This is a genomic window from Sorangium sp. So ce124 (assembly GCF_051525235.1).
Lineage (GTDB): Bacteria > Myxococcota_A > Polyangia > Polyangiales > Polyangiaceae > Sorangium > Sorangium atrum.
The window spans coordinates 8,679,460-8,695,009 of record NZ_CP150312.1 but is presented as its reverse complement, the minus strand read 5'-3'; the positions used below and the strand labels follow the sequence as shown (position 1 = coordinate 8,695,009).

Here is a 15,550-nt window from a genome sequence, read left to right as displayed (position 1 = left end):
GCCCTCCTCCGCTCGTCGAGGGGTCCGCACCCGAGGCCCGGAGCGGCCGAGTCCGTAGTCGTCACTTGATCATCGAAGGAGTTGCCTAAATGTCAGGTTTTGTTGTCTGGTTCACCGGTTTGAGCGGCGCTGGCAAGAGCACGCTCGCGGCGATGCTCTCGGCCGAGCTCCGCGCCCGCTCCGTCCACGTGGAGGTGCTCGACGGCGACGAGGTGCGCACCAACCTCTCGAAGGGCCTCGGGTTCTCGAAGGAGGACCGCGATACGAACATCCGGCGAATCGGATACGTGGCGAAGCTCATCGCCCGGTCGGGCGCGTGCGCGATGACGGCCGCGATCAGCCCTTACAAGGCGATCCGTGACGAGCAGCGGGCCCAGATCCCCCACTTCGTCGAGGTGTTCTGCTCCTGCGAGATCCCCGTGCTCGCCGAGCGCGACGCGAAGGGGCTCTACAAGAAGGCGCTCGCGGGCGAGATCAAGAACTTCACGGGCATCGACGATCCGTACGAGGCGCCCGAGAGCCCCGAGGTGGTCGTCGACACCGGCAAGGAGACGAAGGAGGAGAGCCTCGCCAAGATCCTCGCCAAGCTCGAGGAGCTCGGCTACGTCCCGCGCCGCGGCGCCGCGGTCGCCGTGTCCGGCGCGGCCGCCGCGGGGGCGGCCGCGGGCGGCGCGCGCGGGCTCATCGCGCCGCACGGCGGCGAGCTCGTGAACCGGTGGGTCGAGGGCGCGGCGAAGGCGTCGCTCGCGGAGCGGGCGAAGGGGCTGCCGGTCATCGAGCTCGACGAGCGGACCGAGAGCGACGTCGAGATGATCGCGATCGGGGCGTTCTCCCCGCTGCGCGGCTTCATGAACTCGAAGGACTACCTGCGCGTCGTGCGCGAGATGCGGCTCGAGAGCGGCCTTCCGTGGTCGATGCCGATCACGCTCGCCGTCTCCGAGCAGGCGGCCGAGGGGCTCCGCGTGGGCTCCGAGGCGGCGCTCCGCGCGCGCGACGGGCGCATCGTCGCGGTCATCGAGCTGAGCGACAAGTGGCGGCCCAACAAGGAGCTCGAGGCGCAGGAGGTGTTCCGGACGACCGAGACGAAGCACCCGGGCGTCGCGTACCTGATGAGCACGGGCCCCGTGTACGTCGGCGGCGAGATCCGCGTGCTGGAGCGGCCCGTCGACTCGGCGTTCCCGACGTACGACCGGAGCCCGGCGACGACGCGGGCGTACTTCGCCGAGAAGGGCTGGCGCCGGATCGTCGGGTTCCAGACGCGGAACCCGATCCACCGGGCGCACGAGTTCATCACGAAGACGGCGCTCGAGATCTGCGACGGCCTGATGATCCACCCGCTCGTCGGCGCGACCAAGTCGGACGACATCCCGGCGGACGTGCGGATGCGTTGCTACGAGGAGCTCATCGCGAAGTACTATGTGAAGGACCGCGTGCTGCTCTCGATCTACCCGGCGGCGATGCGCTACGCGGGGCCGCGCGAGGCGATCTTCCACGCGCTGGCGCGGAAGAACTACGGCTGCTCCCACTTCATCGTGGGGCGCGATCACGCCGGCGTCGGCAGCTACTACGGCACGTACGACGCGCAGGAGATCTTCAATGCCTTCAGCCCCGGAGAGCTCGGCATCACCACGCTCAACTTCGAGAACGCGTTCTACTCGACCGTGGTCGGCGCGATGGCCACGGCGAAGACGGCGCCTGGCGATGCGTCGACGCAGGTCAATCTGTCCGGGACGAAGGTGCGCGAGCTGCTCCAGCGTGGCGAGCTGCCGCCGCCGGAGTTCTCCCGTCCGGAGGTCGCGCGCATTCTCATCGAGTCGATGCGCAGCTCGTCGTAGCCCCGGGCGCCTGAGGGCCGCGGCGGGCGGCGCCATGGAGCGGGGCCGCGCGGCCCCTCACGTGGCGCGCGCGGCGCGCGCCGCGGTCCTCTCGCTCCTCGCCGCGCTCGCTGGCGTCTCCGCGGGGACGCCGGCGCGCGCGGATCTCAGCGACGATGCCGCGCGCGTCGCGCGGATGTGGTCGCTCTCGGGCGCGCGCGTCGCGCGCCTCCCCCCCATCTTCCTCGAGCACGGCCGCGCCCGAGTCGTGGCGATCGATCCGCCCGCCGGCCCGGCCCGCGTCGCAGGCGCGGCCGGCGCGGCGGCGGACGAGTGCCTCACCGCCGCGTTCCTCGCGCCTCGCACGGCGGAGTTCACGCTCTCGCCGGAGGGGCCGTCGGGCGGCGTCCCCGCCCTCGAGGGCCTCATCCACCGGCTGCGCGGCGCGGAGCCCGAGGACGACCGCCGCGTCCCCAGCGTCACCGGGGTCGCGGCGATCACGCTGTGCGGGGCCGAGCGCGAGGGGCTGCGCAGCTTGGCGGTCGAGGTGCTGTCGACGCGCAGCGCGTTCGATGTCGTCGTCGCCGCGTCGAGCGCGCCGCTGGAGCGCGTCGAGGCCATCCTGCCGGAGCGCGCGTCCGGGCCCGTCGCGCCGCGCGGCGACCCTGGGCGGCCCTCCGAGCCGGGGCCGCTCGACGCCCGGGTCGCGCGGGCCGCGCGTCGCGCGCAGGCGGAAGGGGCGCCGCGCGTCGCTCCGACCGACATGCGCGCCTCGTCGCTCGGGACGGGGCAGTTCTCGGTCAGGCTCCCCGAGGGCTGCCACCGCCTCGACCTGATGGCCGAGGTGCCGAGCGCCACGTTGCGCCGCGCGACCGACCTCGACGCCGAGGCGCGCGAGGAGACCACGGGCAGGGTGCTCGATCGCGACAGGTCCGACGCGCCTGACGCGCGGCTCGACTTCTGTCTGGGCGAGCAGGGGGTCGTCGAGGTGCCTTTCCTCGGGGCCGCGGGGCCGGTGAAGGTCGTGCTGTCCGACGCGCAGTGGCCGATGTCCGCGTTCGTGCCGGGGCACTTCGGCGCGCGCGCCCGCGGCAACCTGGCCGCCGCGCTGCGCCGCCGCCACGCGCCCGCGCCGCGAGCGCAGGCGATCGCCGAGGCGATCGGCGCGCAGGGCGACACGCTCGTCCCGGTCCAGGTCGAGCCGGGCCGCTGCTACTTCGCGGGGGCGGCGCTGGCCCGGGGCGAGCTGCGCGCGCTCCGGATCTCCGTCGAGGTCGGCGACCGCGCCGGGCGCGACGACGCCGGCGAGAACGGCGAGAGCGCCGGCGTCGCGTTCTGCTCCGAGATCGAGGAGAGCGCCGCCCTCCGCGTGTCCGCGCGCGGCGGCTCGCCGGTCTGGGTCGTCGCTGTCTGGCCGATGGACTGACCCCGCTCACGCCGGGGCGCCGGGGCGCCTCGGGCGGCGGCGCGGGGCCTGCTCCGGGCCCGGGTTGGTCACGGCGCCGGGCTGGGCCCGCTCCGGCAGCAGCTGGCGGAGCTGCCAGGCCTGCAGGAACGCGCGTCGCTCCGCGGCGCGCAGCGCGTGCTGGTGCTGGCCCATCATGAACGCCGGCACGACCAGCATGAACAGGGTCGTCAGCGTCAGCGCCGTCATCGTCGCGATCTTCGAGTGCTCGACGGCCTGGGGCAGGATGACCATCGCGCCGCCCGCGAACTCGTACGAGCGGGGCAGGACGCCGGAGTACTCGATCCACGCGGCGGCCAGCACAGCGACGCAGCTGGTCACGACGACGGCGAAGCGGTAGGCCGTCCGGTACGTGAACGAGTTGCCGTACGTGAGGATGACGAGCAGCATCGGCATGAAGAGCAGCGGGCCGAAGCCGCGGCCGATGCACAGGAAGCTGAGCACGTTGAAGACGAAGCCGGCGTAGGCGTACCACTCCGCGGAGGGGCGGTGGACGACGCGCGCGGCGAGGAACTTCATCAGCGCCGCGAGGGCGGTGAAGCCCAGGATGAAGGCGAAGACCTGCCACTCCCGGATGCCCAGCCACACGGCGGCGACCAGCGTCGCGATCGCCGTCGCGAGCAGCTCGGCGCGCATGCCCGCGCGCAGCTGCAGCCGGTGCCGCGCCGCCGCGGCCGCGTCCAGCTCGGCGAGCACCTCCGCCGGCATCTCGCGCGGCGGCTCGGTCAGGACGCGCCGGAGCGTCTCCAGGGCGCGCTCGTTGGACGGATCGAAGGCGAGCGCCTGGCCGACCTCGCTGAGCAGCGCCTTCCGGGCGCCCTCGGCTTCCTTGCCGCCGGCGAGCGCCTCCGTCACGCGCTCCTCGGCCAGCCCCGCGTGCCGCGCCGCGAGGTCGCGGCGGAGCTCCACGTCCTTGTCGCCGTCGAGGAACCGCTCGACCGCCTCGTAGAGCGCGCGGGCGGACGGGTAGCGCTCGGAGGGCTCGCGCCGCGTCGCCGTCACGCAGATCGCGTCGAGCTCCGGCGGCACCTCGCGCTCGGGCGCGCGCACCGACGCCCGCGCGTCGGCGCCGTGGATGAGCGAGTCGAGCATCTCGGTGCGGTCCTTCTTCGGGTGCAGCGGCTTGAGCGTGAGGAGCTCGAAGAGGATCGCGCCGAGCGAGTAGACGTCGCTGCGCACGTCGAGCGTGTCGACGCACCCCTGCGCCTGCTCCGGCGACATGTACCCCAGGGTCCCGAGCACGTCGCCCGGGATGGTCCGCGTGCTCATGGGATCTTCGCCCATGTCGATGGTCTGGAGCGGCGTGTCGATGAGCTTCGCGACGCCCCAGTCGAGCAGGTACACCTCGCCGAAATCGCCGAGCATGATGTTGGCGGGCTTGAGGTCGCGGTGGAGCACGCCGCGCGAGTGCGCGAAATCGACGGCGATGCAGACCGACGAGAAGGCGGTGAGCAGCCTGCGGCGCGAGAAGCTCTGGAGCGCCGTCGCGTCGCCCTCGCGGAGCTCGTTCAGGATCCTCGCCAGCGTGAGGCCACGGAGGCGCTTCATCGTGAAGTACGCCGAGCCCTTGCTGTCCACGCCGAGGTCGTAGACGGGCACGATCGACGGGTGCTCGAGCTGGCCCTGCACCCGGGCCTCGCGGAGGAACCGGTGGCGCAGCGTCGTGTCGCCCTGGTGCTCGGCGCGGATGACCTTCATGGCCACGTCGCGGCCGATGCGGCGGTCCCTGCAGAAGTGGACCTCGCCCATCCCCCCGACGCCGAGCAGCGACCGCATCTCGTAGCGGGGACCGTCGCTGGACAGATCCGTGAGCTCCGCGCGGGCGCGCCCGAGGCTCACGGGGGTGGGGCTCTGGCCGTGCGAATCTCCGCCCTTCCCGCGAGATTTTCGCATCTCGGGGAGCTGCTCGAGCGTCTCGAAATCGTCGTCGAACAGGGCCATGGCGTCCGGGAAGCCAGGCTCGGTCGCGCCGTGCCAGAAAAACCCACACCGGCAGGGCTCCGCGTGGCGACCCTCGACCGCCTCGACAGGCGGCAGCGAGCGGCGTTGCGGAGTGCTGGGCTTCCTCGGACGAGAAAATCTCGTATCGGGTGGTCGTGTCAACGGGATGCTGCGTCCGTAGAAGACGGCCGACGCGCAATGCGACGGCCGCGCGCCGCGCACATCCCGTGCGACCGGGGTGAAGGCGGGGGCCGCTCGCGAAATGAAGGTCGATGTCGGGTGTCCAGCGGTCCTGGCGCGAGCTGTGGTGGCGTCTCCGTCGCGCGGGGTGCGCGATGTGGGGCGCGTCACCGCGCGGGCGATCGCCGGCGGAGGCTCGATGCGCGCGAGGCGCTCGGCGCGCTCGATGCCCTCGGCGTGCTCGACGTGCTCAACGTCCGAGGAGCGCGAGCAGCGTCTTCTTGTTCGTGAGGCCGATGTGCCGCCCGACGGGCTCGCCCTTCTGGAAGGCGACCACCGTCGGCAGACCGCGGATGCCGAAGCGCTGCGCGGCCGCGGGCGACTCGTCGACGTCGAGCTTGACTACCTTGACCTGGCCCGCCGTCTCGGCGGCGATCTCATCGACGATCGGCGCGAGCCGCTTGCAGGGGGCGCACCACGATGCCGAGAAGTCCACGAGCACCGGCGTGTCCGTCTGCAGGACCTCCTGAGCGAAATTCTGGTCGTTGACTTCGATGACATTGCTGCTGCTGCCCATGGCGCTGTCCTTTCGGTCTTCTCTGGATTGAGCGGGACCTGGCTGCGATGCGCCGGCGCGATGCCGGCCCGATCCTCGACAGCCACGCTCGCTCCAACTGTTATATGCACGGTTTCAGTTTCTGCCAGGGGCGAGGCCTGGCCGCCCACAGGCGTGGCGCCGTCGCGTGCGTCCGCGGCAGGGGGCCGGGCGCGGCGTCGCCGCGCGGCCAGGCGCCCGAGAGATCAGCCGGCCTTGACCGACGCAGACGCTGGGCGGCCGAGGTGCTGCGCCCGGAGCGCGATGTCCGCGACGGTCTTCTGCGCGAGGCCGCGCAGCAGCCCTGCGTTGGCCGCCTCCGCGACCTCATCGAACGCCCGCTGGATCCCCGACCCGATCGGGCACCTCGCGTTCGGCTCGCACGGGCTCGGCGCGATGGCGCCTTCCGGCTCGACGGCGGCGTACACCTCGCTCAGCCGGATCTTCTTCGCCGGCCTCGCCAGGCGATAGCCGCCCGAGCGGCCCTCCCGCGCCTCGATGAGCCCGGCCTGCGACAGCCGCGCGAGGATGCGCCGCAGGAAGGCCGGGTTCGTGTTGATGCTCGCCGACAGCGCGTCGCTCGCGCAGCTCTCGTCGGACTGGGCGAGCAGCGCGAGGGCGTGCGTGGCGATGGCGAAGCGACCCGAGGACATCGAACGGCCCCTCGGCCGTTATCTGAGGGCTCCGGGGGCTCCGCTGTCAAGGCGCGGCGGGCGGTCGAGCGTTCGCGCGCTCGCGCGCTCGCGCCTGCTCGTTCAGCGCGACCTGGGCGACGTGCGGATCAGCACGAGGGCGTCTCCCTTGCCGTCCGCGAGGCGCAGCTCGATCGACGCGGGGATGGCCGCCGGGCCGGCGCAGCGGCTGTCGGACACGACGTGCCGCGCCCTGGCGAGCGAGCTCTCCCCCGTCGAGGTGTCGACGAGCCGCAGATCGACGCCCGCGCCGTCGGCGTCGAGCGCCGCGATCACCTCGGCGCACGTGTTGGCCGGGATCGCGAGCGGGAGGATCTTGAGGCGCGCGGCGTCGAGCGCCACCGCCTGCGCGCCGGCCGCCCCCGCGGCGTCGGCGGGGCCGGCGGCGCTCATGCGCCCGAGCAGCCTCGCGGCGGCGAGCGGATGGGCGACGAGCGCCGGCGGGGCCTCGGGCTCCTTGCGGACCTCCACGGCGAACGGGCCGGGCTGCGCCATCGACTCGACGTCGACACGGGCGGGGCCGCCGCGCCCGCAGGTGAAGAGCGTCGCCCGGGCGCCGCCCCGGGCGCGGCCGAGGAGGGCGTGGCCCTCGCTCCAGAGCTCCGCGAGCACGTCGGCGAGCGGCTTGCCGGCCAGCACGTCGATCCGGGCGCAGCCGGCCGGCAGCTCGATCGGCAGCGTCGTCCGGCTGCCGAGCCGCGCGGCCCCGGTCGACACGCGCGGCGCGCCGTAGCCCCGGCCGGCGAGCGCGCGGCCGTGGTCCGCCCGCGCCTCGGCGAGGTCGCGGCCCTCGGTCACGCGCTCGATCGGCGTGGCGCCGGAGATCTCCGCCTCGGCGCCCGGCTGCGAGCGGCCCACGACCACGGCCACGAGGCCCTGCGTGCCGCGCGAGCGGATCGCGATCGAGAGCTCGACGGAGACCGCAGAGCAGAGGAGCAGCGAGCGATCCTGGCCTCGCTCGCGCGCGCGCGCGACGACCCTGCCGGTCTCGTCCTCCGCGACCACCTCGAGCGAGGCGACCTCGTCGCTCGGGGAGACGAGCACGTCGAGGCAGCGGCCGCCGTCGAGGGTGGCCCCGATACGGCTCGCGGTCCTGGAGCCGACGGGCAGCGCGACGCGCCGGACGTCGTCCCAGCGCGCGCCGACGGCGGCGCGGCGCGCCCTGATCTTCGCCTCCAGGCCGGGCCACGACTCGAGGCGCCCGCTCTCGTCGCCGGACCTGCCGCGCGCGTCGACGGCGCGGGCGACCGCGTCGGCCACCTTGACCGGGACGCTCTGCACGCCGACGCTCACCGCCCCGGCGCCCGACATCACGCGCGCCATGACATAGAGCCTCCGCGGGTGCGGCGGGCAGACGAGGATGGAGGCGCGCGCGTCGGCGGCCTCGTCGGTGGAGAAGGCGCTGCCGTCGTCCTCGAAGGCGAACAGGTCGACGTCGCTGATCGTCGGCGAGACCCGCGCCATCGCGAGCATGCACTCGCCGGCGGGCACCTCGACGAAGGCGCCGAGCCGATCGCCGTCGGACGCCATGTCCGCGCCGATCACCCGGAGCGCGCTCGCGCCCGCCTGCGCTGCGCGCTGCGCGTCCGCGCCGAGGAGGGTGCTGCCGTCGATTCGATCGGGCAGCGCGCGGAGCGTCTCCGGCGCCGGCGCGCCCTGGGAGGCGCTCGCCCCGGCGCGGCACGCGGGCAGGACAGCGAGCGAGGCCGCGAGCGCCCAGGCGGCGCGGGCGGGCGTCGGCAGGGGCGCGGGCGAAGGAAGGGACGCGGGATGTCGGGGGCGCAAGGGCGTGGGCTCGTCGGGGCGGGCGCTCGATCGAGAGAGAAAGTTCTACTTCAGCGCGGGTACGGCATCCAGGGCGCGCCGGCCGTGGCCGCGGCCGTCCACCGCGTCATTCCTCGGCGGCCTCGGCGCAGATCCGTCCGAGCGTCCGGACCGCGTGCTCGCTGAGCTCCGTGAACGGGTAGCCGCAGTTCACCCGGATGTAGTTCGAGAAACGGTGCTTGGCCGAGAAGATCGGCCCCGGCGCGACGCTGATGCCGTGCTCGAGCGCGCGCTCGTTCACGTCGAGCGCGCTCGTGCCGGGCGGCAGCTCGACCCAGAGCACGAAGCCGCCGGCGGGGCGTGAGATGCGGGTGCCGGGCGGGAAGTGCTCGGCGATCGCCTCGCTCATGCGCGCGACCTGGGCGGCCAGGCGGCGCCGGAGCGTCCGCAGGTGGTGATCGTACCCGCCGATCTCGAGGAACTCGGCGATGGCCATCTGCGGCAGCGTCGCGGTCGCCACGCTCTGCGCGAACTTGAGCTGCTCGACCTCGTCGAGGAAGCGGCCGGGCGCCGTCCAGCCGACCCGGTAGCCCGGCGCCACCGTCTTCGTGAACGACGAGCAGAGCATCACGAGCCCCTTCTTGTCGAACGCCTTGGCGGGGCGGGGGCGGACGTCGCCGAAGTGCAGGTCGCCGTAGATGTCGTCCTCGATGAGCGGCACCTCGCGGCGCGCGAGCATCGCGACGAGGCGCTCCTTCGCCTCGTCGGGCATGGCGCTGCCGAGGGGGTTGTTGAAGTTCGGGATCGCGAGGCACGCCTTGATGCGGTGGCGGGCCAGCATCTCCTCGAGGACGTCGAGGTCCATGCCGGTGCGGGGGTGCGAGGGGACCTCGAGCGCCTTGATGCCGAGGCTCTCGATGAGCTGGAGGAGCCCGTAGTACGCGGGCGACTCCAGCGCGACCGTGTCGCCCCGGCGGGCGACCGCGCGCAAGCAGAGGTGGAGCGCCTCCATGGCGCCGACCGTCGTCACGATGTCGTCGGGGGAGAGCACGACGCCCCACTCGACCGAGCGCCGGGCGATCTGCCGCCGCAGCGCCGGCAGGCCGGGCGGCGGATCGTACGAGACGCCGGCGCCGCCCGCGCTCCGCGCGATCGCGCTGAGGATCCGGTTCAGCTTGTCGGTCGGCAGGAGCTCCGGGCTCGGGCACGCGGCGCCGAACGGGACGATGTGCGGGTCCCGACACGCCCGGTAGACCTTGGAGACGAGGCTCTTCACGCTGACCCGCGTGGCGGTGGTGCAGGCGCGCGCGGCCCGGGGCTCGGGCAGCGCCGTGCCCCGGCGGGCGCGGACGTAGTGCCCCGACTGCGGGCGCGCCTCGATGAGCCCGCGGTTCTCGAGCTGCATGTACGCCTGCAGCACCGTCGCGACGCTGACCCCCTGCTGCCGGCTGAGCCGCCGCACCGACGGGATCCGGTCGCCCGGCCGCAGCGTGCCGCGCGCGATCAGATCCGCGATGTGCGCGGCCACGCGGTCGTAGAGGTGGGCCTCGTCATCTGCTTCCGCTTCGATGGGCGCCTGCACCTGCACGAGACGAAGTGTACAGCCGGGCGGGCGCTGCGGTACCGGTACAGCTGCCGGGCGTGAGGACCAGCACAGTCGCCTGTTCCGAAAACTGTACCGGCCTCAATTACCGACCGACTGCCTCTGTACCGGTCGCTCGCTTGACCCCACCCTTCAGGCCATGAAATTGACCTCACTTGTTTCGGAGCCGCCATCGCGCCTCCTGGAGGCGTCGCGGATCGATCTGGGGAAGGGGGGCCTGTGGACGCACCGCCTGCGGGGCGGCCCGCTGCGCCTGAGCTGTACCGCAGGCGCGGTCTGGATCACCCGCGAGGGGGAGCCGGAGGACGTGGTGCTGGAGGCCGGCGCCAGCTATGGAGGCGAGGGGCGCGGGCTCCTCGTGGTGGAGGCGCTCGAGCCGGCGCAGATCGCGGTGGCGAGGGGCGAGGCAGCGAAGACGGCGCGCGCCGTGCTGGCGAGGGCGCGGGGGAGCTGGCTGGTGCTGCTCTCGCTCCTCGCGCTGTACGTGATCTGGGGCTCGACGTACCTGGCGGTCTCGGTCGCGCTCGAGACGCTGCCGCCCTTCCTGCTGGCCGGGACGCGCTTCATGACGGCGGGCGCGCTGCTGTACGGCGTGCTCCGGCTGCGCGGCGCCCCTCGCCCGACGCTGCGGCAGTGGGGCGCGGCGGCGCGGGTCGGGGTGCTGCTGCTCGTCTTCGGCAACGGGTTCGTCGTCGTCTCGCAGCAGTGGGTGAGCTCGGGCGTCGCCGCGGTCGTGGTGTCCACGATGCCGCTCTGGCTGGCGCTCTTCGCCACCGCGCGGGGCCGGGGCGCCGCCGGCGGCGCGCCCGCCGGCGCCCCGGAGGTCTCCCGGCGCGAGTGGATCGGGCTCCTCGTCGGGTTCGCGGGCGCGGCGCTGCTCCACCTCGGCGGCGATCTGCACGCGGCGCACGCCGGGGCCCTGCTCATCTTGCTGGCCCCCGTGTCGTGGGCGCTCGGCTCGCTGTACAGCCGCTCGCTGCCGCTCCCGGAAGGGTCGATGGCTGTCGCGGCGGAGATGCTCGCGGGCGGCGCGGTGATGCTCGGGGTGAGCGCGCTCTCGGGTGAGCACCTCGCGGCGGCGCCCTCGTCGCGGTCGCTCCTCGCGCTCGCCTATCTGGCGGTGTTCGGATCGATCGTGGCCCTCAGCGCGTACACGTACCTGCTCCGGAGCACGCGCCCGGCGATCGCGACGAGCTACGCGTACGTGAACCCGATCGTCGCCATCGCGCTCGGCGTCCTGCTCGGCGGCGAGCGGGCCTCCGCGACGACCTGGGCCGCCGCGGCCATCGTCGGCGCCGGCGTCGTCATCGTCTCGCGGCGCTAGGCGCGCTGCGCTCTCGGACCACCCCGCCCCGCTCCGACGGCGCGTCGCGCCGGCCGCCTTCGCGCCCCGCGCGCGCGCCGTCGACCGTAGGCAATGCGGGGGGCGGCGTGTAGTGTGCGCAGCGAGGAGGCGAGGTAGATGAAGCGAGGGTACCGGCTGCTCGGCTGGGCGCTGCTCCTGTCCGGGGCGCCGTCGGCGTGCAGCGGCGGCCACGTCGGCGCTGCGTCGAGCAACGGGGCGAGCGCGACGTCGGGCGCGAGCGCAGGCGGCGGCGAAGGCGGCGGCGCGGCCACGAGCACCGGGGAGGGCGGCGGCGCGGCGGTGGGCGCCGGCGAAGGCGGCGGGGCGGCGGTCGGCGCGGGCGCGGGCGCGGGCGCGGGCGCGGGGCCGAGCGGCGAGTGCGCGGCACTCGCGCCCGGCCCCTTCGAGCCGGCGCTGGTCACGGCCGTGTTCAGCGGCAGCGAGGACTTCGCGTTCGACGGCCGGGGCTACCTCGTCGCCAAGCAGGGGTCGAACCTCGTTCGCTTCGACGCCACGGGCCGGACCTCGAACTTCGCGTCACTGCCGGGCCCCCAGGGCCCCGTGCCCGGGCTCCGATACCGGCCCGACGGGACCCTCGTGGCGGCGCTGCCGGCCCGGGGCGCCGTCGTCCAGATCTCGGCGACCGGAAGGGTCGACGACTACGTGACAGGCCTCACGGACCCGAACGGCCTCGCTCCGGACGCGCAGGGCAACGTCTGGGCGACCGACCTCGCGGGCGATCGGGTGATCCGCCTCAACCCCGATGCCACGATCGACGAGATCGCGAGCGGCGCCCCCGAGGTGAGCGAGCCGAACGGAATCGCCTTCGACCCTGCGCGACGGGTGGTTTTCTACACCAACTCCTCTGCCGGCGAGATCCGCAGGATCGACCTGAACAACCCTGGCGAACGTCCCTCGCTCGTGGCGACGGTCGCTTCGTCCGTGCTCGACGGGCTCGCTCTCGATACGTGTGGTTACCTCTACACGGTCGATAGCGAGAACCGGACGCTCTATCGGGTGAGGCTCGACGCGGGCGGCGCCGCCCTGGGGGAGGCCGAGCTCCTGGCGCGCTTCCCGACCGGGGTGGCCAATGCGCAATTCGGAGCGGGCCCGGGGTTCGATGCGAGGACCCTTTACGTCGGAGGCGCAGCCGGCTCGATCTACGCTGTTGCCGTCGGCATCGCCGGCGCGCCGGTCCCCGCGCCGCCAGAAGCGCCGTGATGGACGCTCCTCGGCAGCGCGCTGGAGGGGAGGCTCAGCGGGCGCCTTCCGCGGCCACTTCGCCCTTCTTGAGCTTCTCTTGAAGCTCGCCGAGCTTCCCCGCCGACCGCTCGAGGGCGCGCGCAGCGCCCTCCAGCGCGATCCGCCCGTAACCGATGGCCACCCCTGCCCAGGAGGTGCCCAGCTCGCGCAGCGTCTCGACGAACGGCGGCTTGATCGCCGGCGCCCCGGCGCTGGCGTCCGACGCCTGTGCGTGCCCGGCGCTCCCGTTCACGCTGTTCTCGGCCTTCGGCTCCGTGATGCTCTGGGTCTCACTCATGGTCTGCCTCCCACTTCGTTATGTCCCCCCGCGACGACCGCGGGCGCACAGAAATGATGAATCAAGCGTTGACCCCCGTGCCCCGCGCGTCGCCCGCTCTCGCGGGCTCGCAAGACGCGATGTGCACTGGAGCGAGGGGAGCCCCGCCGCACGGCCGTGCCCGCGAACAGAGCCACCTTGTGGCTTCGTCGGAGGCACAATCGCGACGCCACGACACTGCGACGCGACGCGTTAACTGTCAAGGCCTCATGTCGATTTTGTTGCCGTCGTTTTTCCCTAGGTTGTTTGATGAGGACGCTGCGGCGGCCATCGCGTTCGCTCGGCAGGTCTAGGAAGGGAGTCACCCTATGTCGCTCGCGCGCTGGAACAAGGCCACGCCACCAATGCTGTTGTGGCTTCTCGTGGTGCTGTCGCTGCTCGCCGTTCCGTCGCTCTCGATGGGGCAGGCGCCTGACGCGCCGACGGCGGCGCCTGCCGCGGGCGCGGCGCCATCAGCGCCCGCGGCGAAGGGCGCCGCGGCGCAGGCGCAGGCGCACGGGCCTCCGCCCGATTCGTGGGCTGGACAGTTGGAGATGCTCTCTCGCTGGGTCGATCAGCGCGGCGGCTCGGGGGGATGCGAGGAGCGATGTTACGCGCTCGATCGGCTGCGCATCACCGGCGCGGTGGGCGAGGGGCCGCTCCAGTTCGAGCTCTCGGGCGGGGTGCTCACGGACCGCCCCGTGGCCGTGCCGCTCTTCGGGCCGCCGGCGCACCTCCGCATCGAGGCCACGCTCGACGATGGACGCCCCGCGTCGCGCCGCGAGGCCGCGCCGATCAGCTTCGAGGACGACCACTACTACCTCTGGACGGCCGCGCGCCGCTTCGTGCTCCGGGGCACCCTGTGGCTCGAGGGCGACCTCACGCTCCTGGTCGCCGGTCCGCTCAACACGTTCGAGGCCGACATCACCGGCGGGTCCGTCGCCGAGGGCGCGCAGCTCTCGGGGCTCCGCGGGGCGACGCTCCACTTCACCCCCGACGGGGGCGCGGGGTCGCAGAGCGCGGGCCCCACGGTCTTCCAGCTGTCGCGCGCGGTGCGGGTCGGTCGGGAGATCGGCTTCGAGTACCGGCTCGTCATGCGGTCGGGCAGCGACCTGGGCGTCGTGCGCCTTCCCCTCGCGTTCGGGGAGAAGGTGCTCGACGTCGCGGGCGCGAGCGGCTTCCGGGTCGAGGGCGGGGAGCTCGTGCTGCCCACCTCGGGCCGCGCCGCGGAGATGAAGATCTCGGGCACGCTCCCGACGGTCGGCGCCTTCTCGCCCGATCCGCGCTCCGCCTACGAGTGGTGGCTGTTCGAGTCCGACGCGGAGCACCGCCTCACCGTGAAGGGCGACGCGCGCCAGGTCGACGCCGCCGAGTCGCCGATCCCGCGGACCCAGGCGACGTCGCGGCTCCTGCTCGTGCAGCGAGGGCAGCGCGTCGAGGTCGCGGTCGAGCCGCTCTCGGGCGTCGAGGTCCTCGCCGCCGTGGTGCGCGACCACCGCCGCACCCTGGTCCTGACCGAGCGCGGAGACCTCGTGGCCGACGACGCGCTCACCTACGAGAACAACGGCATCGATTACCTGACCTACGCGCCGGGCGGGCGGCCGATCTACCTCGCCACCGACGGGAAGGCCCAGCGGATCATGCACCAGGGCAAGGCCGCGGAGGAGGTCCTCGTGCCGCTGCAGACGGGGAGCCACACGATCCAGGTGCAGTCGCTGGCGCAGGCGGCGGTGCACGCGCTCGGAGGGACCCTGGAGCTGCCGATGCCGAGCTACCCGCTCACCGCGAGCGAGGTGGCGCTGACGGTCGGGCTGCCCGATCGCGTGGTGCCGCTCGCGCTGCTCGGCGGCGACCGCCCCGTGTGGTTCGCGGACGCGGGCGACGCCTTCGCGGTGGCGATCGGCTTCGTGGCCGCGTGGATCGCCGTGCGCCCCGGCGGGGCGACGAGCCGCGGGCGCGTTCGCGCGCTGCGCGCGCTGGGCGGGCTGCTCATGGCGGGCCTGTGGTTCCTGGCGCCCGCCACGTTCGTGGCGCTCGTGGTCGGCATCGCGACGGCCGTGGCGGCGTGGCTCGCGGGGCGGCTCCTCGGAGGCCGTGGCCGCGCCGCCGCGATGGTGGTGCTGCTGGGCATGGGCGGCCTGGCGCTCCTGGTCGGGCTCTTCGCCGTCTCGGCGAGGAGCTACAGGGCGGAGCGCTGGAACTCCGCGTACAGCGAGTCGGCGGCGCCGTCGCCCGCCGCCGTGCGCAGGGCGAAGGACGACGATCTGGTCAAGGGCGGAGGCGCGCTCGCCCCTGGAGGCGCGGTGCTGGAGGGGGTGACGCCGGTCGCGCTGTCGCTCCCGGACTACGAGCGGTCCGTTCAAGCGCGCCGTGAGCTCGTCACGCGCGAGCGCGCCTTCCGCCCCGTGCTCGTCTACACGACCTCGTCGGCGCTCGTGCCGCTCGTGCTCCTGTGGCTGGCCGGGGTGACGGTGCTCCTCGCCGCGCACCGCGCGCCGCTCATGGCGCTCTACCGGCGCGCGGCCGCGCGCCTCGCGCGCAGGCCCGAGGACGACCTCGCCCAGGGAGAGCCCCCGGCGCCGGCGCGCTGAGA

The 15,550-nt window shown here is 73.9% G+C and carries 11 protein-coding genes; 5 read left to right on the top strand and 6 right to left on the bottom strand.

Annotation, left to right across the window (positions count from 1 at the left end; genetic code table 11):
* Nucleotides 1-89 precede the first annotated feature (89 nt).
* Both sat and WMF19_RS32490 read left to right on the top strand, forming a co-directional pair.
* Nucleotides 90-1,835, top strand: coding sequence for a sulfate adenylyltransferase (gene sat, locus WMF19_RS32495; protein WP_437893927.1), 1,746 nt, complete (start codon nt 90-92; stop codon nt 1,833-1,835).
* Between the two features lie 34 nt (nt 1,836-1,869).
* Complete coding sequence (locus WMF19_RS32490; protein ID WP_437893926.1) at nt 1,870-3,240, top strand: hypothetical protein; 1,371 nt, start codon at nt 1,870-1,872, stop codon at nt 3,238-3,240.
* Nucleotides 3,241-3,246: 6 nt separating this feature from the next.
* Here the strand turns inward: WMF19_RS32490 and WMF19_RS32485 are convergent, their stop codons facing one another.
* The 5 genes from WMF19_RS32485 to WMF19_RS32465 form a co-directional block, all read right to left on the bottom strand.
* Nucleotides 3,247-5,220 carry a serine/threonine protein kinase gene (locus tag WMF19_RS32485; RefSeq protein ID WP_437893925.1) on the bottom strand — a complete coding sequence of 658 codons (1,974 nt, stop codon included), beginning with the start codon at nt 5,218-5,220 and terminating at the stop codon, nt 3,247-3,249.
* 430 nt (nt 5,221-5,650) lie between these two features.
* Nucleotides 5,651-5,977 (bottom strand): thioredoxin, encoded by a 327-nt coding sequence (gene trxA, locus WMF19_RS32480; RefSeq protein WP_437323763.1) that lies wholly within the window; start codon nt 5,975-5,977, stop codon nt 5,651-5,653.
* A gap of 224 nt (nt 5,978-6,201) precedes the next feature.
* Complete coding sequence (locus WMF19_RS32475; protein ID WP_437792337.1) at nt 6,202-6,648, bottom strand: Rrf2 family transcriptional regulator; 447 nt, start codon at nt 6,646-6,648, stop codon at nt 6,202-6,204.
* Between the two features lie 102 nt (nt 6,649-6,750).
* Nucleotides 6,751-8,472 carry a hypothetical protein gene (locus tag WMF19_RS32470; protein ID WP_437893924.1) on the bottom strand — a complete coding sequence of 574 codons (1,722 nt, stop codon included), beginning with the start codon at nt 8,470-8,472 and terminating at the stop codon, nt 6,751-6,753.
* 106 nt (nt 8,473-8,578) lie between these two features.
* A complete protein-coding gene (locus WMF19_RS32465) occupies nt 8,579-10,039 on the bottom strand; it encodes a PLP-dependent aminotransferase family protein (RefSeq protein WP_437893923.1) in 1,461 nt (486 codons plus the stop codon).
* 154 nt (nt 10,040-10,193) lie between these two features.
* Between WMF19_RS32465 and yedA the strand changes: the two genes are divergently transcribed.
* Together yedA and WMF19_RS32455 are read left to right on the top strand one after the other, a co-directional pair.
* Nucleotides 10,194-11,378 (top strand): drug/metabolite exporter YedA, encoded by a 1,185-nt coding sequence (gene yedA, locus WMF19_RS32460; RefSeq protein ID WP_437893922.1) that lies wholly within the window; start codon nt 10,194-10,196, stop codon nt 11,376-11,378.
* 138 nt (nt 11,379-11,516) lie between these two features.
* Nucleotides 11,517-12,620, top strand: coding sequence for an SMP-30/gluconolactonase/LRE family protein (locus WMF19_RS32455; RefSeq protein WP_437893921.1), 1,104 nt, complete (start codon nt 11,517-11,519; stop codon nt 12,618-12,620).
* Nucleotides 12,621-12,654: 34 nt separating this feature from the next.
* Here the strand turns inward: WMF19_RS32455 and WMF19_RS32450 are convergent, their stop codons facing one another.
* The gene (locus WMF19_RS32450) at nt 12,655-12,939 is read right to left on the bottom strand and encodes a hypothetical protein (RefSeq protein ID WP_437893920.1); all 285 of its coding nucleotides are present in this window, start codon (nt 12,937-12,939) and stop codon (nt 12,655-12,657) included.
* Nucleotides 12,940-13,322: 383 nt separating this feature from the next.
* Here WMF19_RS32450 and WMF19_RS32445 point away from each other — a divergent pair, with 383 nt between their 5' ends.
* Entirely contained in the window at nt 13,323-15,548 is a 2,226-nt protein-coding gene (locus WMF19_RS32445) for a hypothetical protein (protein ID WP_437893919.1), read from the top strand.
* Nucleotides 15,549-15,550: the final 2 nt, after the last annotated feature.

Bases quoted from the DNA above. Each gene is read 5' to 3' on its own strand.
- WMF19_RS32455 (WP_437893921.1), top strand. From the start codon at position 11,517: ATGAAGCGAGGGTACCGGCTGCTCGGCTGGGCGCTGCTCCTGTCCGGG.
- WMF19_RS32475 (WP_437792337.1), bottom strand. From the start codon at position 6,648: ATGTCCTCGGGTCGCTTCGCCATCGCCACGCACGCCCTCGCGCTGCTC.
- sat (WP_437893927.1), top strand. From the start codon at position 90: ATGTCAGGTTTTGTTGTCTGGTTCACCGGTTTGAGCGGCGCTGGCAAG.
- yedA (WP_437893922.1), top strand. From the start codon at position 10,194: ATGAAATTGACCTCACTTGTTTCGGAGCCGCCATCGCGCCTCCTGGAG.
- trxA (WP_437323763.1), bottom strand. From the start codon at position 5,977: ATGGGCAGCAGCAGCAATGTCATCGAAGTCAACGACCAGAATTTCGCT.
- WMF19_RS32450 (WP_437893920.1), bottom strand. From the start codon at position 12,939: ATGAGTGAGACCCAGAGCATCACGGAGCCGAAGGCCGAGAACAGCGTG.
- WMF19_RS32445 (WP_437893919.1), top strand. From the start codon at position 13,323: ATGCTGTTGTGGCTTCTCGTGGTGCTGTCGCTGCTCGCCGTTCCGTCG.
- WMF19_RS32485 (WP_437893925.1), bottom strand. From the start codon at position 5,220: ATGGCCCTGTTCGACGACGATTTCGAGACGCTCGAGCAGCTCCCCGAG.
- WMF19_RS32490 (WP_437893926.1), top strand. From the start codon at position 1,870: ATGGAGCGGGGCCGCGCGGCCCCTCACGTGGCGCGCGCGGCGCGCGCC.